Origin of the sequence: Aeromonas sp. 604443 (genome assembly GCF_049170315.1) — a bacterium.
In the GTDB taxonomy this organism is placed as follows: Bacteria; Pseudomonadota; Gammaproteobacteria; order Enterobacterales; family Aeromonadaceae; genus Aeromonas; species Aeromonas veronii_A.
This window is the reverse complement of the sequence record NZ_JAAKMI010000010.1, coordinates 41,529-60,118: the sequence shown is the minus strand read 5'-3', so window position 1 is coordinate 60,118 and position 18,590 is coordinate 41,529. Positions and strand designations below refer to the sequence as shown.

Annotated in this window: 16 protein-coding genes and 4 tRNA genes; 10 read left to right on the top strand and 10 right to left on the bottom strand. The window is 59.4% G+C overall.

Annotation, left to right across the window (positions count from 1 at the left end; genetic code table 11):
- Positions 1-8: 8 nt before the first annotated feature.
- The gene (mdtD, locus tag G5380_RS14230) at positions 9-1,412 is read left to right on the top strand and encodes a multidrug transporter subunit MdtD (protein ID WP_158113361.1); all 1,404 of its coding nucleotides are present in this window, start codon (positions 9-11) and stop codon (positions 1,410-1,412) included.
- On the opposite strand, the gene G5380_RS14225 is transcribed toward mdtD, so the two are convergent.
- From G5380_RS14225 to folB, 3 genes are all read right to left on the bottom strand, one after another.
- Positions 1,384-1,872, bottom strand: coding sequence for a YbaK/EbsC family protein (locus G5380_RS14225; protein ID WP_158113362.1), 489 nt, complete (start codon positions 1,870-1,872; stop codon positions 1,384-1,386). The two genes, mdtD and G5380_RS14225, sit on opposite strands and share 29 nt — an antisense overlap.
- A gap of 126 nt (positions 1,873-1,998) precedes the next feature.
- Positions 1,999-2,508, bottom strand: a complete 510-nt coding sequence (gene folK, locus G5380_RS14220) for a 2-amino-4-hydroxy-6-hydroxymethyldihydropteridine diphosphokinase (RefSeq protein ID WP_107684303.1) — start codon at positions 2,506-2,508, stop codon at positions 1,999-2,001.
- Positions 2,508-2,879: a dihydroneopterin aldolase gene (gene folB / locus G5380_RS14215; RefSeq protein WP_270905374.1), complete on the bottom strand. Its 372-nt coding sequence runs from the start codon at positions 2,877-2,879 to the stop codon at positions 2,508-2,510. The genes folK and folB overlap by 1 nt, the downstream gene beginning before the upstream one ends.
- 157 nt (positions 2,880-3,036) lie before the next feature.
- Between folB and plsY the strand changes: the two genes are divergently transcribed.
- From plsY to G5380_RS14185, 6 genes are all read left to right on the top strand, one after another.
- Positions 3,037-3,699: a glycerol-3-phosphate 1-O-acyltransferase PlsY gene (gene plsY / locus G5380_RS14210; protein ID WP_270905373.1), complete on the top strand. Its 663-nt coding sequence runs from the start codon at positions 3,037-3,039 to the stop codon at positions 3,697-3,699.
- A gap of 47 nt (positions 3,700-3,746) precedes the next feature.
- Positions 3,747-3,822 (top strand) — tRNA-Phe (locus tag G5380_RS14205).
- A 52-nt stretch (positions 3,823-3,874) separates the two neighbouring features.
- Positions 3,875-3,950: transfer RNA gene (locus G5380_RS14200), tRNA-Thr, on the top strand.
- A gap of 3 nt (positions 3,951-3,953) precedes the next feature.
- Positions 3,954-4,029: transfer RNA gene (locus G5380_RS14195), tRNA-Phe, on the top strand.
- A gap of 8 nt (positions 4,030-4,037) precedes the next feature.
- Positions 4,038-4,113, top strand: a tRNA-Asn gene (locus G5380_RS14190).
- A 106-nt stretch (positions 4,114-4,219) separates the two neighbouring features.
- Positions 4,220-5,392, top strand: coding sequence for a CD0519/CD1768 family membrane protein (locus G5380_RS14185; RefSeq protein WP_103252346.1), 1,173 nt, complete (start codon positions 4,220-4,222; stop codon positions 5,390-5,392).
- Between the two features lie 76 nt (positions 5,393-5,468).
- Here the strand turns inward: G5380_RS14185 and G5380_RS14180 are convergent, their stop codons facing one another.
- The gene (locus tag G5380_RS14180) at positions 5,469-6,161 is read right to left on the bottom strand and encodes a B3/4 domain-containing protein (protein ID WP_158113363.1); all 693 of its coding nucleotides are present in this window, start codon (positions 6,159-6,161) and stop codon (positions 5,469-5,471) included.
- 442 nt (positions 6,162-6,603) lie between these two features.
- On the opposite strand from G5380_RS14180, the gene G5380_RS14175 reads away from it, so the two are divergent.
- Entirely contained in the window at positions 6,604-7,059 is a 456-nt protein-coding gene (locus tag G5380_RS14175) for a hypothetical protein (RefSeq protein WP_421352843.1), read from the top strand.
- A gap of 102 nt (positions 7,060-7,161) precedes the next feature.
- On the opposite strand, the gene G5380_RS14170 is transcribed toward G5380_RS14175, so the two are convergent.
- The 6 genes from G5380_RS14170 to argC all read right to left on the bottom strand — a co-directional run bounded on the left by G5380_RS14170 (position 7,162) and on the right by argC (position 14,133).
- Positions 7,162-8,181: a hypothetical protein gene (locus tag G5380_RS14170; protein WP_376897413.1), complete on the bottom strand. Its 1,020-nt coding sequence runs from the start codon at positions 8,179-8,181 to the stop codon at positions 7,162-7,164.
- A gap of 305 nt (positions 8,182-8,486) precedes the next feature.
- Positions 8,487-9,872 carry an argininosuccinate lyase gene (gene argH / locus G5380_RS14165; protein ID WP_421352842.1) on the bottom strand — a complete coding sequence of 462 codons (1,386 nt, stop codon included), beginning with the start codon at positions 9,870-9,872 and terminating at the stop codon, positions 8,487-8,489.
- A gap of 210 nt (positions 9,873-10,082) precedes the next feature.
- On the bottom strand, positions 10,083-11,318 hold the full coding sequence (locus G5380_RS14160; RefSeq protein ID WP_042053571.1) for an argininosuccinate synthase: 1,236 nt from the start codon (positions 11,316-11,318) through the stop codon (positions 10,083-10,085).
- 68 nt (positions 11,319-11,386) lie between these two features.
- Positions 11,387-12,298 carry an ornithine carbamoyltransferase gene (locus G5380_RS14155; RefSeq protein WP_421352841.1) on the bottom strand — a complete coding sequence of 304 codons (912 nt, stop codon included), beginning with the start codon at positions 12,296-12,298 and terminating at the stop codon, positions 11,387-11,389.
- Positions 12,299-12,323: 25 nt separating this feature from the next.
- Entirely contained in the window at positions 12,324-13,103 is a 780-nt protein-coding gene (argB, locus tag G5380_RS14150; protein ID WP_005336097.1) for an acetylglutamate kinase, read from the bottom strand.
- A 22-nt stretch (positions 13,104-13,125) separates the two neighbouring features.
- Positions 13,126-14,133, bottom strand: coding sequence for an N-acetyl-gamma-glutamyl-phosphate reductase (gene argC, locus G5380_RS14145; protein ID WP_106844180.1), 1,008 nt, complete (start codon positions 14,131-14,133; stop codon positions 13,126-13,128).
- 271 nt (positions 14,134-14,404) lie between these two features.
- Here argC and argE point away from each other — a divergent pair, with 271 nt between their 5' ends.
- Both argE and ppc read left to right on the top strand, forming a co-directional pair.
- The gene (argE, locus tag G5380_RS14140) at positions 14,405-15,550 is read left to right on the top strand and encodes an acetylornithine deacetylase (RefSeq protein ID WP_021231252.1); all 1,146 of its coding nucleotides are present in this window, start codon (positions 14,405-14,407) and stop codon (positions 15,548-15,550) included.
- A gap of 231 nt (positions 15,551-15,781) precedes the next feature.
- Positions 15,782-18,415 carry a phosphoenolpyruvate carboxylase gene (gene ppc, locus G5380_RS14135; protein WP_069554237.1) on the top strand — a complete coding sequence of 878 codons (2,634 nt, stop codon included), beginning with the start codon at positions 15,782-15,784 and terminating at the stop codon, positions 18,413-18,415.
- Positions 18,416-18,590 lie beyond the last annotated feature (175 nt).

Below are 18,590 nucleotides of genomic sequence, written 5' to 3'. Positions count from 1 at the left end.
AGGTGGCAATGAGCCACACAGTGACAGATGCCCAGCGCAAGTGGCTGCCCCTGCTGGCGGCGGTCGGTTTCTTTATGCAGGCGCTGGATGGCACCATTCTCAACACCGCCCTGCCCAGCATGGCCGAGACCTTGGGAGAGAGCCCGCTGCAGATGCAGTCGGTGATCATTGCCTACATGTTGACGGTGGCGTTGCTGATCCCGGCTTCCGGCTGGCTGGCTGACAGGTTCGGCACCCGCCGCATCTATCTGGCTGCCATCTCGCTCTTTACCCTCGGCTCGCTCGCCTGCGCCGCCTCCAATTCCCTCTCCATGCTGGTGGCCGCCCGTGTGCTTCAGGGGATTGGCGGTGCGCTGCTGATGCCGGTGGGACGGTTGGCGGTGCTGCGGGTCTATGACAAGCACGAGCTGCTGCGGGTGATGTCGTTTGTCACCATCCCGGGGCTGCTCGGCCCGTTGATGGGGCCGGCGCTCGGTGGCTGGCTGGTGGAAGTGGCGAGCTGGCACTGGGTGTTTCTCATCAACCTGCCGGTGGGGCTGCTCGGCTTTATCGCCAGCTGGCACTTTATGCCGGAGCTGCGGCAGCAGACCGCCCGGTTCGACTGGCAGGGCTTTGTGATGTTCAGCGTCGGCATGGTGCTGGTGTCGGTCGGCTTGCAGGGGCTGGGGGAGCACAGCATCTCCACCGGTTGGGCGCTGTTTGCACTGATCTTCGGCTTGGCGGCGATGGCGAGCTACTGGCTCTATGCCGCTAATGCACCGCAGCCGCTCTTTAGCCTGAACCTGTTCAAGACCGCCACCTTTGCCATCGGCATCTGGGGCAACCTGTTTGCCCGCCTCGGCAGCGGCGCCATGCCCTTCCTCACTCCGCTGTTTCTGCAACTGGGGCTCGGTTTCTCGCCGAGCAAGGCGGGGATGACCATGATCCCTACGGTTATTGGCGCCATGCTGACCAAGACGCTGGTGAACAAGCTTATTCCGAAGGTGGGCTATCGCCGCATTCTGATCGGCAACACCCTGTTGCTGGGGGCGATGATCGCCAGCTTCTACTTTATCGACAACCAGCTCCCTTACGGGGTCTTGCTGGGCTGGCTGGCGATCTTCGGCGCCATCAACTCGCTGCAGTTCTCCGCCATGAACACTCTCACGCTGCAAGATCTCAGCCCGACCCTGGCCAGCAGTGGCAACGGTCTGCTCTCGGTGGTGATGCAGCTCTCCATGAGTTTGGGTGTGGCGATTGCCGCCAGCCTGCTCGGGCTCTTCTCGGCGGGTACCTCAGCGGCCAACGGCCAGTGGCTGGCCGGGTTCCATCTTACCTACCTCTGTGTCGGCCTGCTCTCCATGCTGGCGGCGCTGATCTTCGCCCAGCTGGCGCGCGATGGGGCTACGCCATCGGGGCGGGCAGATAGCTGACTTGGCAGGGGAGCTGCGCCAGCACTTCGGCCAGATGCTCGGTCGCCAGCAGAAAGGTCTGCTCCGGGTGGCCCGGAGTCCAGGTGAAGGCGGTGTGGTTGAGCAGTTGCGGATCCACCAGTAGCGGAATATCGGCACGGGGCAGGAAGGGGCAAACCGCCCCCGGCAGGCAGCCGATCTCCGCCTGCATCTCTTCGGCGGTGCAGATGGAGGGCTTGGCACCGAGTGCGGCCTTGACCGCCTTGTTGTCGAGCCGTCCGTCCCTGTGGGTCAGCAGCAGGGCGAAGCGGCCATCCTTGAACTTGAGAAACAGGGTCTTGCTGAACTCCGCCTGCCAGCCGAGGCGGGCCTTGACCTTTTCATCGGTGGCGTAGTCGAGGATGGGTTCATGCTCATAGCGCTGGTGGGGCAGTTCTGCCAGCAGTTGGCAGTTGAAATGGTGAATGGTATCGAGTGGCATGGGGTTCTCCTGTAGTGGGCGCTATCCTGCCAGCCTCGCAGGGTCAGGCCCAATGACACTTTCTTATCCGTGATAAGCAACCCTGTCTGTGCAAACAACAAGGGCGCCGTGAGGCGCCCTTGCGGATCAGTGATGCTGCAATTCGCACGCTTCCCAGTGAAAGGGAATGGGGCACAGCTGCTGGGAGGCCTTGTCATAGGCTTGCCACAGCTCGCCCATGGTGCGGCCATCGACGGGGTGGCGCAGTTTGGGGGCCAGCTCGGCCAGTGGCCAGAGCACGAAGGCGTTGGTGAGCACTTCACCGCGCGGCAGCACCAGCGGGGTGTCGCAGACCAGATCGCCATAGAGCAGTAGGTCGAGATCCAGGGTGCGCGGGGCGAACTTCTTGGCATCCGGCTCACGGCCGTGGGCGAACTCCATGGCCCGCAGTCGCTGGCAGACGGTGGTCAGCGGCAGATCGGTCTCGGCAGCCGCCACCAGGTTGTAGAAGGGGCGGCCGTTGAAGCCGACCGCCTCACTCTCGAATACCCGGGAGACCCGCAGCTCACCAAATTCGGCGTGCAGGGCATCGAGCCCGGCACGGATATGGCGCTCCCGCTCGATGTTGGAGCCCAGGCTGATATAGATGGTGGTCATCAGTTGCTGCTCGCGGCCGGCGTGCGATGGCGCAGGATCTCGACGCCGACCCCGGCGGCATTGGGCACGGCGCCCGGCTTGGTGAGGGTCACCTTGACCCACTGCACCCGCGCGTCGGTCAGAACCAGCATGGCGACCTGCTCGGCCATGGTCTCGACCAGCTCGACCACCTTGCCGCTGACATGTTCGCAAATCTTGTTGGAGAGGTCGGCATAATCCAGTGCCAGATTAATGTCGTCGGTTGCTGCCGCGGGGCGGTTGTCGAACCCCATCTCGAGGTCAAAACGGAGCTTTTGGCGAATGCCCTTCTCCCACTCATATACACCTATGGTGGTCAAAACTTCGAGTCCGCGAATAAACACCTTGTCCATGACTGTACTTCTTCTTTACTCTTGATGGGCTGTGATGACAGCGCAGGGATGCTGGCCGGGCAACAGGCTTGCCGAGGCGCTCTGGGTGGGCATGGGCCCATGCCAGCGTATGTGGCCCGCATCATACCCCATTCATATCGTGGTAAAAACGACCAAGATGACGGCCCTGACGATTTTGATGATTATTCTGGCCTACCTGGGTGGTTCACTATCCAGTGCTGTGCTGGTCTCTCGCTGCACCGGTCTGCCCGACCCGCGGGATCATGGCTCCCACAATCCGGGGGCAACCAATGTGCTGCGCCTCGGTGGCCGGATGGCGGCGCTGGTGGTGCTGCTGCTCGATGTGCTCAAGGGCACTGTGCCCGTCTATCTCGCCTGGTATCTGCAGATCAAACCCGTCTACCTCGGCTTTATCGGGGTCGCCGCCTGTCTCGGCCATATGTACCCCCTCTTCTTTCATTTTCGTGGTGGCAAGGGGGTAGCGACGGCGCTCGGTACCATGCTGCCCATCGGCTTCACCATGGGGGGCGCCGTGATTGGCACCTGGCTGCTGGTGCTGCTGGTGAGCGGCTACTCCTCGCTGGCCTCCATCATTACCGTGCTGCTGACGCCGCTCTTTACCTACCTGCTCAAACCCGAATATACCCTGCCAGTCTCGCTGCTCTCCTGCCTTATCCTGCTCCGCCATCACGAGAACATCTCCCGCCTGCTCAAGGGGGAAGAACCCAGAGTCTGGGGGCGAAAACGCGCGGCCTGTGCCGAGGAAGTGGCAGAAATGGACGATGTTGCGCAAAAAAGAGACGAACGAGACAAAAAGTGAAATTTCCCGTTGACCATCCGCCTTAAAATCCGTTTAATAGCGCCCACGCCCAGATAGCTCAGTCGGTAGAGCAGGGGATTGAAAATCCCCGTGTCGGCGGTTCGATTCCGTCTCTGGGCACCAAAATTTGGTGCCATGAAATAAAAATTTGTTCATGCACAATGGTTTAAAGTGTGCCGGCTTAGCTCAGTAGGTAGAGCAACTGACTTGTAATCAGTAGGTCACCAGTTCGATTCCGGTAGCCGGCACCATTTGCCCAGATAGCTCAGTCGGTAGAGCAGGGGATTGAAAATCCCCGTGTCGGCGGTTCGATTCCGTCTCTGGGCACCACGAATAATTCCTCCTTAGCTCAGTCGGTAGAGCGACGGACTGTTAATCCGCAGGTCGCTGGTTCGAGCCCAGCAGGAGGAGCCAAACCGAAAAGCCCTTGTCGCAAGACAAGGGCTTTTTTTCATTGGTTCAACACCGCTCTTTTACCATAACAACAATCACACACGCACAGAATGACGGCAGGATAGATATGGAAAATCAAGTAGTTATAGACTCAAAGGGGCGACTGGCCACCATCCGCGAGTGGCTTGAGCCCGTGCTGGTGCTGCTGATCCTGGGCAGCCTGTTTGGCTACCTCGGCAGCCAGATGGGCCTCTCCGCCATGGTCAACACCCTGTTCAATACCGCCCACCAGCTGCTGCTCAATACCGTGCTCTTTATCATGGGGATCACCGTACTTTCCGGCGCCCTCAGCCAGCTGCTGAGCGAATTCGGGGTGATCCGACTGCTGGAGGTGCTGCTGGCACCCCTGATGAAACCGGTGTTTCGTCTGCCCGGTCGCACCGCATTGGCGGCGCTGATGACCTTCTTCTCCGACAACCCGGCGGTGATCAGCCTCGCCAAGGACAGCCGCTTTCGCAAGGGCTTCACCCCCTGGCAGCTAGTGTCGCTCACCAACTTCGGCACAGCCTTTGGCATGGGGCTGATCGTGGTGACCTTTATGGCCACCTTGCAGCTGCCGGGCGGTGAATCCACTGCAAGCGCGGCGCTCATCGGGCTGCTCGGCGCTCTGGTAGGCTCGGTGGTCTCTACCCGATTGATGCAACGGATGATCCGCCCGCTGGTGGGCGAGGTGCTGGACGATGAGCCGACTGTTGCCAAGGGGCACAAGGTCGGGGTGACCAAAGAGGCGGCTCCCGGCTGGCTGCGGATCCTCAACTCTCTGCTCGATGGCGGCAAATCCGGTGTGGAGCTGGGGATGGCGGTGATCCCGGGTGTGCTCATCATCAGTACCTTCGTCATGCTGCTCACCTTCGGCCCCGGCGACAAGGGCTATACCGGCGAAGCCTTCCAGGGGGTAGCCCTGCTGCCGGTGCTGGCTGCCAAGGCTGGCTGGCTGTTTGACCTGCTGTTTGGCTTCCAGCAGCCGGAGCTGGTCGCTTTCCCCGCCACCTCGCTCGGTGCGGTCGGTGCCGCCATGTCGCTGGTGCCCCCCTTTATCGCCAAAGGGTGGATCACCGGTAACGAGGTCGCGGTGTTTACCGCCATGGGGATGTGCTGGAGTGGCTTCCTGAGCACCCACACCGCCATGCTGGATGCTCTCGGTTATCGCCACCTCACCTCCCGCGCCATCGTCGCCCACACCATCGGCGGCCTGTGCGCCGGGGTAGCCGCTCACCAGCTTTATATGCTGCTGGGCTGAGCAGGGTGAAAAGAGAGAGGGGCGCTGTGGCGCCCCTCTCTGTATCTATCGGTGACGAGTTGGCTCGTCCTTCGGTTTACTCAACATAGCCGAGCAGGCTCTGTGCGATCACCGCTTCCGGCATCATCTCCCGCAGCCCGGCGATCAGTTTTTCCCCCGCCTCATGCAGCGCAGCCAGCGGCATCTCGGTCAGGCTCTCCAGAATGAACCACATCTGGCCCGAATCGACACTGAGTCGAGTACGCACACCCTGCCGCCAGTTCCAGCGCCGACAGGTGACCCCCTTGTCATCCCGCCAGACCACCTCGCCGGGTTCCGGAGATTCGTGTGCGGGTTCGCCCCCCTTCATGGTATCGAACTGCTCGCTGCCATCGGCTACCACCAGTCGCGGTAGTCCCTCATAGGTGAGCAGGTTTTCGCCCCCCACCGGAATGGCGTAGCGGATACTGATGGCGTTGTAGAGATCGACTACGGGATCGATGGCGGGCAGGTTGCCATCGCGGGCGACCCGCTTTCTCAGAGCCTCGGCGGAACAGGGAGTCCGCTGCGGCTTGGCGCCAAATTTTCTGAACAGCTCGCCCCAGGCGGCGAGATGCGCCTCTGCCCAGGGCACATCGGCGGTCAGCATGGCGGTGCAGGCTTCATCAAGGGCGCGCGCCCCCACGTTCGGGTCGACCACGGCGGCGGCCTGCACCGTGATGCTCAAAGCGCGAAAGCCGGGAGCCAGCTGGTTGACTTCGGGGGAGATATAGGGGGTGATCAGGGACATAGCGACTCCATAAACGAAAGAGGCTGGGAGAAGGCGGCTGCCGGCCAGCATAGCGGCAACGGCAAATCCGGTTTGAGAGCCATCATGCGCGAACATGTTAGATAAGAAAATTTACATGATCTTAATGCCCATAAGTTTAATGAATGAAAAATGACGTGATCAAGGGGATGGCGGGCATGTAGCGGTATATAGCGAAGAGGAGCCCTGCCGTCTCCGGTTTGCTGCGGTAATGCCCCTTTGCCGCCTGGAACTGCAGCGGCAGCCGCTGGCCGCCCGGCTCTCTTGTGATGACCTCAGTTGCAATGCCCAAGCACGAGGCGGTCACCCAAATTGCTAGGTTGTTCAATGAGTTGGCTATGGTTGGCGTTTTTTCATCGTTCTGGCCCCGCTTATGCATTCCTCTTGGCAACACCATCAAGGGTCGTTGTCGCGGAGAGATATCATGATCAGCAACCAGCTTCCCCTTGCCTCGATCGCCCTCAAGCTGGGCAGTCAGCTGCTTGTCAGCAGTAGCAAACCCCAGCCCGTGCAGCCTGCCGAACAGGAGGCTCGCCTTGCCCCGACCATCCAGAGTCTGTTCCAGCGACTCGGTATCAAGGATGCCGACAACGAGCAGAACCGCTCGGCCATCAACCACTTTATGGGTGAGCTGATGCAGACTCTGGGGCTGGAGAATGGCGGCCAATCCCTCCCTACCGCCATCGATAGCGCCCGTAGCCAGTTGGCCAATGGTACCCAGAGCACCCGCCTCGATGCGCTGCAAAGCGAGCTCGATACCCTCAAGGATTCCCTCGGTGCCAGCAATCTCAACCTCGACCAGCTGCTCGGTGCCTTTAAACAGACCCTGCCCAATGGCAAGGGGGAGGGAGTGGGCAAACTGCTCAATGCCAGCGCGTGAACGGCGGTGAGCAATAAAAAACGGCAACCGAGGTTGCCGTTTTTTATTGCAATTAGTTACTCATAATAATTGATTACAGTTCAATTTTTACGACGAAAATATTTATGAGACAATAAAATAACATAGGGTTATTAGCAATAGTGTATATAGTGATATAATATATGCTCGATAGTCTTTAAATATATTTCTTGGTGGGAAGTTATATAATGAAAAGGCTGTCACTAATAAAAAGGTGAAAATACCAGTTGATAAAACCACTATAGGCGCCGTTTTCGAATCTGTATTAAATGCAGACATAGCTATTGTTATAATGAAAGTGATAACAGCACAAAAGAAGCTGAGATGTTCAATGTTTTTCTTTGACTGTATTTCTAACTCTGCCTTTATAGTTTCTCTTATTTCTCTCTCAAGTTGTTTTGTTTTCGCTTCGGTGAATTTTCGATCTTTTAATCGCTCTCTATACATAACAGAGATATTGTTAAACTCGGGAGTGTTTTTATATGGTTGGAAACTAATTATATAGTCAAGCTGTTTTTCAGCGTTTAAATAATCGGAGCTTTCTAGTGTCTCTCTGAACTTAGATATCTCAAGATTATAAGTGCCTTTTTTCAACTCTCTGAAATCATTTCCCCATGCTTCTATACATTTTCTGTAAAAATGAATACCTTCAAAAAAAGTTTTGTTATCTCTAATGAAAATATGTGCTGCGGTATGAAGAAACTCTATGTTAAAAGGATACTTTTTGGTATATGCAGTTGCAATCCATTCAAGGTTGTCAGATTCGTCTGTAATACCCCATAGTAGTTCTATCCTGACAAATTCCAATGGCTCTACTTGTGATGGAGAGCAGTCGGGTATTTTGTCATCGATTAGAGAAATGAAATGGGATGCTTGTTCATACTTGCTGATTTTAGAGAAAAAATCCCACCATTTTCTAGTTTGCTTTATTGGCCATGTAACTCTATTGTAAGACCCTATTAAAATAATCTTATCAAGTAGTTTTTTGAACAGATTCTCAATGTCAGCGTGTTTGTTTTCTGATAATGCCTCTAATATGTCATTTTGACACTCTAATATGTCACTGTGTAGTTCAGATACTTCTTCTTTTGAAGTTAGAGTCATAAATATATTTCCGTAAAGTTTCTCTGTGGTGTAGAAATATTCTTAATGTTCTTTTTGGTTATTATATCAAGGAGGTGTTTCTGTTAATAGTGGCGGGGTTTGACAACGTGCACAAGTTCAGAAATAAAATTGCAAATTGGTTGATGTTTTGACTAAAGCTAGTGAGTGGGCTGTTAATGGTTATGGGTGAATAATGTCGCCTTAGTGTTGCGGGTCAAGTTCGAGCCGTTTTTATTTTCACGAAAATAAAAACGGCAACCGAGGTTGCCGTTTTTATTTCTATTTCGGATGACTATTACCGTGGCTTAACCCACCCGTTTGGCCAGCCACAGCTCTGCGGCAGTGAGGGCTGCCTCAACCTGCTCGCGGGCGACGCCGCCTTTGGCGACCCGCTTGGCCAGGGTCGCTTCCAGTTCCAGATTGGGGTAGACGTCGAACTCGATCACCGGGCTGAAACGCTGGAATTCACCGATGGAGAGCTCCTCCAGCGGTTTGCCCACGCTGATGGCAAAGACCACGGTTTCGCCGACGATATGGTGCGCTTCACGGAACGGAATCCCCTTGGCAACCAGATAGTCCGCCAGCTCGGTGGCGTTGGCGTAGCCGCCTTGCGCCGCCGCCATGGTGCGTTCGCCGTTGACCTTCAGATCGATCAGCACCAGCGCCGCCATATCGAGGCAGTCGTGCCAGGTGTCGAGGGCATCGAACAGCCCCTCCTTGTCTTCCTGCATGTCCTTGTTGTAGGCCAGCGGCAGCGCCTTGAGGCTCATCAGCATGCCCATCTGGGCGCCGACCACCCGGCCGGTCTTGCCACGGATCAGCTCCAGCGCATCCGGGTTCTTCTTCTGCGGCATCAGCGACGAGCCGGAAGTGACCGCATCGGAGAGCTCGACAAAGCCCGCCTCGCCGGTGTTGTAGAAGATAAGGTCTTCGGCAAAGCGCGACAGGTGGGTCATGGAGAGGGACGCCACGTGCATCAGCTCCACTACGTGATCCCGATCGGAGACCGAATCCAGACTGTTGCGGGTGGCGCCACCAAAGCCCATGTCGAGCGCCAGCGCTTCGCGGTCGATGGCATAGGCAGTGCCCGCCAGCGCGCCGCAGCCGAGCGGGCTGGTGTCGAGCCGCTTGAGGGCATCCTGTAGCCGGGAGTAGTCCCGCTCCAGCATCTCCACATAGGCCAGCGCCCAGTGAGCGAAGGTGACCGGTTGGGCCCGCTGCAGGTGGGTGTAACCGGGCAGCACCGCGGCCTGATTGGCACGGGCGGAGGCGACCAGTCCCTGCTGCAGGGCGGTGATGGAGCCGAGCAGCAGCTCACCCTGCGCCTTGCACCAGAGTTTCAGGTCGGTGGCGACCTGATCGTTGCGCGAGCGGCCGGTGTGCAGCTTCTTGCCAAGATCGCCGACGGCGGCAATCAGCTGGCTCTCGACCCAGGAGTGGATATCTTCGGCATCCGAATTGAGGATCTGCTGGGGATCCTGCTGCACCGAGGCGAGCAGTACCTCCATCGCCTGCTGCAGTTTGCCCTGCTCGTCACTGGTCAATACGCCCACCTTGACCAGCGCTTTGGCCCAGGCCATGGAGCCCTGAATATCCTGCTCCGCCAGCCGGTAATCGAACCGCAGCGAATCGTTGAACTGCTTGAACCGGCTATCGGCTCCCTGACTGAAGCGTCCACCCCAAAGTGCCATACTGCTCTCCTTGAATGCGTTGTCGACGGCGCCCTGGCCGCCGAGCTTGAAATCGTGCCCTGTTTTTCTGCGAGCCTGTTATCTCACAGAAGCGGCCGGGGCGCTGCCGCTCTTGTCACACCCGCCGATGATGGGTCAGGGGTTATGCCCTCTGCCTATAGAAGAGGGGGCCATGCCCCCTCAACGGAATCAACGGGTTATCGCGCTTGCTTAGCCGTGGGTGTGATCGCCACCGATAGCCTGATGTTGCTCCTTCATGGCGCGGATCCGGCTGGCCAGGGTGTAGAGACGGATAAAGCCTTCGGCATGGCTCTGGTCATACACTTCATCGGCGCCGAAGGTGGCGAAATCTTCGGAGTAGAGGCTGTTCGGCGACTTCTTCTGCACCGCGGTGACCTGACCCTTGTACATCTTCAGCACCACTTCACCGTCCAGATCTTCGGCGATGGCGTTGGCCGAGGCGAGGATCGCCTTGCACAGCGGGGTGAACCAGCGACCGTCATAGACCAGATGGGAGAACTCGGCACCCAGCTTCTCCCGCCAGGCGCGGGTCGGGCGATCCAGTACCAGCTCTTCCACCGCGCGCAGCGCGGCGACCATCACGGTACCGCCCGGGGTTTCGTAGCAGCCGCGGGACTTCATCCCCACCATCCGGTTTTCGGTGATGTCGATGCGGCCCACGCCGTGCTTGCCGGCACGCTCGTTCAGGGTCATCAGGATCTGGTGCGGGCTGAGCGGCTGGTCGTCAACGGCCACCACTTCACCCTGCGCCACGGTCAGCTTGACGTACTCCGGCTGGTCCGGTGCCTGCTCGGCCGGTACGGTCCACTGCCAGACCGCTTCGGAGGGCTCGTTCCAGGTGCTCTCCAGCTCGCCACCCTCGGTGGAGATGTGCCAGGCGTTGGCATCGCGGCTGTAGATCTTCTTCAGGGTCGCCTTGCAGGGGATGTTGCGGGTCTCCAGATAGGAGAGCAGATCTTCCCGGGAGCGCATGTCCCAGATCCGCCACGGGGCGATCACTTTCAGCTGGGGCGCCAGCGCGGCAACCGCACCTTCGAAACGCACCTGATCGTTACCCTTGCCGGTGCAGCCGTGGGAGATGGCATCGGCCCCTTCCGCCAGCGCCGCCTCGACCATCGCCTTGGCGATCACCGGACGGGCCATGGAGGTGCCCAGCAGATAGGTGCCCTCATAGACGGCGCCGGTCTTCAGGGTCGGATAGACGTACTCTTTGACGAACTCTTCCCGCAGATCCTTGATGATGCACTTGGTGGCACCGGAGGTGATGGCCTTCTGCTCGATCCCTTCCAGATCGTCGCGCTCCTGGCCCACGTCGGCCACGAAGGCGATGATTTCGGCGTCATAGTGCTCTTTGAGCCAGGGGATGATGGCCGAGGTATCCAGTCCACCCGAGTAAGCCAGTACGATCTTGTTGATTCCGCTCATGTTACTTCTCTCCGTGATGATTCGATGATGATTCAATAAAAGGGTCGTGATTCAGGTTGAGTGCCGCGTTACTTGCCGCCGAGAAGGGTCAGCAACACGGCGTTCTGGATATGCATCCGGTTTTCGGCCTCGTCCATGATGAGGGAGGCGGGGCCATCCATCACCTGCGAGGTGATCTCCAGCTCCCGGTGCGCCGGTTGGCAGTGCAGCACATGCTGGATGCCGGTGCGGTCGAGCAGGGCCTGATTGATCTGGTAAGGCATAAAGAGGTCTTTGACCTGCTCCATCGGGGTGTTGTCGCCCATGGAAACCCAGGTGTCGGTGTAGGCCACGTCGAACCCTTCGATATCTGCCACGTCATCGCTGATGTGGATGGTCGCCCCCGACTTGGCCGACAGAGCCTGCGCCTGCAGGAAGATCTGGGTATCCGGGCCGTGGCCTTTCGGGCAGATCAGGGTGACGTCGGTGCCCAGGGTCGCCCCCAGCAGCAGCAGAGAGTGGCTGACGTTGTTGCCATCACCGAGGTAGGCAAGCTTCACCTTCGACAGGTCGTCGTAGTGCTCGGCAATGGTCATAAAGTCGGCCAGCCCCTGACAGGGGTGGTAGAGGTTGCACAGGCTGTTCACTACTGGCACTGTGCCGTGCTCCGCCAGCTCGACCAGGGTCTGGTGATCGAACACCCGAGCGACGATGGCATCACACCAGCGGGACAGGTTGGCGGCGAAATCCTTCACCGACTCCCGCTTGCCCAGCGCGCCGTTCTGCTGATCCAGATAGACGCTGTGGCCGCCCAGTTTGGCGATGCCGATGTCGAAGGTGACCCGGGTGCGCAGGGAGGGTTTCTCGAACAGGGTGACCACGCTCTTGCCGGCCAGCGCCTGGCTGTACTGCTTTGGGTCGGCCTTGACCGCTTGGCCCAGCGCAATCAGCGCTTCAATCTGGGCTTTGTTCAGATCACTGTCTTTCAGAAGATGTTGCATCGGATGTTCCTTGTTCCGGTGGAGATCAAATAGCTACCTGGGTGCCGACCGCGCCGCCAGCCAGCAGCTTGAGCAGCTGATCCGGGTAGCGCCAGCTGGCGACACAGACCGGCTTGCCGAGGGTCTCGGCGGCGTGCAGGGCCGCTTCTACCTTGACCGCCATACCATCGCGGATCACCCCTTTCTCCATCAGATCCAGCGCGGTCAGCTTGTCGAGCTGGGGCACCAGCTTGCCCTTGCCATCGAGGATGCCGCTCACATCGGAGAGCATCACCAGATCGGCACCGAGCGCCTCGGCAATGGCGGTGGCCGCCTGATCCGCGTTGACGTTCATCAGCTGCCCCTCGGCAGTGATACCGATGGAGCTCACTACCGGCAAGAAGCCCTGACCGAGGATGCCCGCCACCAGTGCCGGGTTGCCCGGCTTGCACTCGCCGACCGCGCCGAGATCCGGGTCAAGCTGGGTCACCTGACACAGGCCGCCATCTGCCAGACAGAGCCCCACCGCCGGAATGCCGGTGGCGATCGCCTTGGCCATCATCTGCTTGTTGGCGGTCCCTGCCAGCGCACCGGCAATAAAGGGGATCTGCTCGAACGGGGTTACCCGCAGGCCATTCTTCTTGGTGGAGGTGAGACCCAGCCCCTTGAGCAGGTCATCCACCAGACAGCCACCGCCGTGCACCAGCACCAGCGGACGGTGCTGATCGTCGAGAAAAGTTTTGAGGGTGGCGAACAGGGCGGTCAGCGCCTCGTCGTTCTCGATAAGGGCACCGCCCAGCTTGATTACCAACGTCTGTTTGTCCATGTTCGAGATCCTTCCTAAGTCCTTAAATCAGGCCGGTGGCCGGTTCAAAACCAAATTTGATATTTATGCACTGCATGGCTTGCGAGGCGGCGCCCTTGAGCAGGTTGTCGATGGCCGAGACCACCACCAGCATGTTGCCCTGCTGTTGCCAGGCGATGTCGCAGTAAGGGGTGCCCGCTACGCCACGGATGGAGGGCATCTGGCCGGTGAGGCGCACCAGCGGCTTGCTTTCGTAAGCCTTGAGGAAGGCCTGATCCACCTGGGTGGGAGTCACGCCGTCCGCCAGCTGCACATAGATGGTGGCCAGGATGCCGCGCACATAGTTGCCGAGGTGGGGCTGGAACAGCACCTCCTTGCCGAGGTGGTGGCTGATCTCCGGCTGGTGTCTGTGATTGAAGGTGCCGTAGGGATTGAGGCTCACTTCGCAGAAGCTGGTGTTGATGGCTGCCTTGCGCCCGGCGCCGGAAACCCCGGAGACAGCGTTGATGATGGGCTGCCACCCCTTGGCAATCAGGCCATCTTGCTGCAGCGGCTTGAGGGCGCACAGCGATGCGGTCGGGTAGCAACCCGGCACCGCAATCAGCTGGGCGGTGGCGATGGCATCGGCATTCCACTCCGCCAGGCCATAGACGGCCTGATCCAGCCACTGCTCGCTGTCGTGGGTGAAGCCGTAGAAGCTGTCGTAAAAGCCCTGATCCTTGACCCGGAAGGCGCCGGAGAGATCGAACACCGGCAGCCCCTTGGCGAGAAACTTGGGGGCGAGCTCGGCGCTCACCTCGTGGGCGGTGGCCAACAGCACCAGATCGGCCTGGGTCAGGATCCGGGTCATGCCGTCGTCGTCCAGCGGCAGCAGCGGCTGATCGAGGGCACCGACCCACTGGGGATGCAGGGAAGAGAAGCGCTTGTGGGCATCCTGACTGCCGGCGGAGACATAGAGGCCGAACAGTTTGAGTTGTGGATGGTTCTGTACCAGTGCGGCCAGTTCGGCTCCCGCGTAGCCACTGGCACCGACGATAACGGTGTTAAGCATGTTGAATATTCCAAGTCAGAGTTCGAGATTCACAGCATGACGCTGCAGTGCACAAGGGTGTTCGATCGCCCCTTTGCACAAGTGCGGAGGGGCAATTCAGGCGGGTGTGTGTCGTCGGTTATAGATCAGGTGACAGAACATTAACTTTCCCTTACAACTAGAAGCCTTTGTTGATGAGCCAGATATTCAGGTAAAATTACAGAATATTCATGCACTCACTTTGCATTTGTATTTTCTAACAGAAACATTCCGGGGACGCAAGGAGGAGCTGATGGCCAATCTGGATTTTTTTTCACTTTATAAGAATATTATTGCGATTCCCTCTATCAGCAGCACGGATCCCAAGTGGGATCAGAGCAATGAGGCGGTGATCCGGCTGCTGGCCGACTGGTTCGGTCAGCTCGGTTTTCAGTGCGAGGTAACGGCGCTCCCCGACCTGCCGGGCAAGTTCAATCTGGTGGCGACGATCGGTCAGGGGGAGGGCGGTCTGCTGCTGGCGGGTCACACAGATACGGTGCCGTTCGATGAGGGGGGGTGGAGCAAGGATCCCTTCAAGGTGACGGAAGAGGGCAACCGCCTCTATGGTCTCGGTACCATCGATATGAAGGGCTTCTTCGCCTTTATCGTCGAGGCGCTCAAAGAGATCGACCTCACCAAGCTGACCAAGCCGCTGCGCATTCTCGCTACCGCCGATGAAGAGACCACCATGGCGGGGGCCCGCGCCATCGCAGCGGCAGCCGAACTCAAACCAGACTACGCGGTGATTGGCGAGCCGACCGGGCTGGTGCCGGTGGTGGCCCACAAGGGGCATATGTCGGAGGCGATCCGCATTACCGGCAAGAGCGGTCACAGCTCGGATCCCGCCAACGGTGTCAACGCCATGGAGATCATGCACAAGGCGATGGGGCAGGTGCTGCGCTTGCAGCAGGATCTGAAAGATCGCTACGCCGACCACCGCTTTGCCGTGCCGCAGCCAACCCTGAACCTGGGTTACATTCAGGGGGGTGACAGCCCGAACCGCATCTGCGGCTGCTGCGAGCTGCATATCGACCTGCGACCCACCCCGCAGGTGGGGCCGGATGAGCTGATGGGGATGCTCAAAGAGGCACTGTCGCCCATCGAGATCCACCAGCCGGGCTGCCTGCATCTGCAACATCTGCATGAACCCATTCCCGCCTACGCCTGCGCCGACGACGCTGTGCTGGTGCGCGAAGCGGAGAAGGCGAGCGGTCGCGCCGCCGAGTCAGTCAATTACTGCACCGAGGCGCCGTTTATCCAGCAGCTTGGCTGCGAGACCATAGTGATGGGGCCCGGCCATATCACCCAGGCGCACCAGCCGGATGAGTATCTCGACCTCTCCTTCGTCAAGCCGACCACCGCAGTGTTGCAACACCTGATCAGACGTTTTTGCCTGTAGCGGCGGCGGTGAAAGGGGCGTAAAAACTGTAAGTAAGTTACATAACAAGCCGGTTGTGGAGTGGTGATGGAAATACATGTTCTGAATCGGCCTGTTATTTGACCTTGCGCAGACAATCTGGGTAGATTGTCACCCTAAGATGACGGAGCATATGTTGTAATCGCACAACAATAAGTGAGGTCGTCTAGCACCCCGGATGGGTGTCAGGCACCAACAAGATAAGGATGTGGAATGAACGAAAAGTACGCCGCACTACGCGCCAACGTAGGTATGCTGGGTCAGCTGCTGGGTAAATCCATCAAGGATCATCAGGGTCAGGCCTTTCTCGACAAGATCGAAACCATTCGCCAATTGGCCAAGTCCTCCCGCAAGGGCAATGAATCAGACCGGGAACGTCTGCTCGATACCCTGCGCACCCTGAGCGATGACGAACTGCTGCCGGTGGCTCGCGCCTTCAGCCAGTTCCTCAATCTGGCCAACGTGGCGGAACAGTTCCACACCATCTCCCGTCGCTGCGAAGAGCAGGTCTGCACCCCGGATCCGCTGGAGCAGATGTTCGACAAGCTGAAAGCATCCAACCTGTCGCAGGAAGCCATCATCCAGGCCGTGCGCGAGCTGGATATCGATCTGGTGCTGACCGCTCACCCCACCGAGGTGACCCGTCGCACCCTGATCCACAAGCACGTACAGCTCAACGACTGCCTCGAGGCGCTGGAGCTCTCCGACCTGCTGCCCCGCGAGCGGGACAAGATCCTCAATCGCATCGAGCAGCTCATCAATCAGGCGTGGCACACCAACGAGATCCGCGAACAGCGCCCGACACCGGTCGACGAGGCCAAGTGGGGCTTCGCCGTGGTGGAGAACAGCCTGTGGCCCGCCATTCCCGAATTCATGCGCAATCTGGACGAGCGTCTGCAACACCATCTGGGTGTGCGGCTGCCGCTGGATGCCGCGCCGGTCAAGTTCACCTCCTGGATGGGCGGTGACCGTGACGGCAACCCCTTCGTCACCGCCAAGGTGACTGCCGAAGTGCTGGAGCTGGGCCGCTGGATGGCGGTGAGCCTGTTCTACAAAGACATCAAGGAGCTCACCTCCGAGCTCTCCATGTCTGACTGTACCGACGCCGTGCGCGCTCGCGTTGGCGATCACCCCGAGCCCTACCGTGCGCTGGTGCGCGAGCTGCGTGAAGCGCTGCGCGAGACCAAGGAGCACCTCACCGCCAAGGTGCAGGGCCAGGCGAGCGAGAGCCAGGATCTGGTCAAGACCACCGCCCAGCTGCGCGAGCCGCTGGAGCTCTGCTACCACTCATTGCACGCCTGCGGCATGGGCAACATCGCCGATGGCATGCTGCTGGATGTGCTGCGCAAGGTCGCCTGTTTCGGCATCCATCTGGTCAAGCTCGATATCCGTCAGGATGGCGAGCGTCACGGGCTGGTCTTCTCCGAGCTGACCCGCTATCTGGGTCTGGGGGATTACGCCGAGTGGAGCGAAGATGACAAGCAGGCCTTCCTGCTCAACGAACTGAACTCCCGCCGCCCGCTCATTCCCCACGACTGGGAACCGAGCGCCGAGGTGCGCGAGACGCTGGATACCTGTCAGGTTATCGCCGAGCACGACCCCGATGCGTTCGGTATCTACATCATCTCCATGGCCGGTGCGCCGTCCGACGTGCTGTCGGTGCAACTGCTGCTCAAAGAGGCGGGCTGCAAGTTCCGCATGCCGGTCGCCCCGCTGTTTGAAACCCAGGATGACCTGATGGCAGGCACCGCCGTGATGGAGCGTCTGCTCTCGGTGGACTGGTATCGCGGCTACATTCAGGGCCGTCAGTACGTGATGATCGGCTACTCCGACTCTGCCAAGGATGCGGGCATGATGGCCGCCGGCTGGGCCCAGTACGCCGCCATGGAATCCCTTGTGGGTCTGGCCGAAGCCAACAATATCCGCCTCACCCTGTTCCATGGCCGTGGCGGTACCGTCGGTCGTGGTGGTGCCCCTGCCCATCAGGCCATCCTCTCCCAGCCGCCGGGATCCCTGCGCGGCGGTCTGCGTACCACCGAACAGGGGGAGATGATCCGCTTCAAGTTCGGTCTGCCGAAAGTGGCGATCAAGAGTCTGGAGCTCTACACCAGCGCCGTGCTGGAAGGGAACCTGCTGCCGCCGCCCAAGCCGAAAGAGTGCTGGCGCGAGGTGATGGAACAGCTGGCCGCCGACTCCTGCGAGCACTACCGCAGTATCGTGCGCGGTCATCCGGACTTCGTCCCTTACTTCCGTGCCGCCACCCCGGAGATGGAGCTCGGCAAGCTGCCGCTCGGCTCCCGTCCTTCCAAGCGCAAGCCCAACGGCGGCGTCGAGAGCCTGCGCGCCATTCCGTGGATCTTCGCCTGGACCCAGAACCGCCTGATGCTGCCGGCTTGGCTCGGTGCCCACAAGGCGCTGCAGCAGGCCATCGACGGCGGCAAGCTGGCGGTGTTGGAAGAGATGAGCGCCCAGTGGCCCTTCTTCCGCACTCGCCTCGAGATGCTGGAGATGGTGTTCCTCAAGGCGGACGTCTGGCTTGCCGAGTACTACGACACCCGTCTGGTGCCGCAGGAGCTGTGGGGCCTTGGCAAACAGCTGCGTCAGGAGCTCGCCGAATCCATCGAGGTGGTGCTGAAACTGAGCCCGCGCGGGGATCTGCTGGAGGATCAGCCCTGGATCAAGGAGTCCATCAAGCTGCGCAACCCCTACACAGACCCGCTCAACGTGCTGCAAGCCGAGCTGCTCAACCGCTCCCGCAACCACCCGGAGACCCTGCACCCCGAGCTGGACAAGGCGCTGATGGTCACCATCGCCGGTATTGCCGCAGGTATGCGCAACACCGGTTGATCGCCAGCCCAAGCCAGCAGGCTTCAGCAATATCCATCAAGCCAAAGGGCGCCGACACGGCGCCCTTTGTTTTTTGTTGCCCAGCAGAATTCGGCTCGATGGGAACCCCACCCATGTTTTGGACTGTATTTTGTAGGGTGCAGCAAGCGCAGCGCATTGTACGGCTCGGAAATGA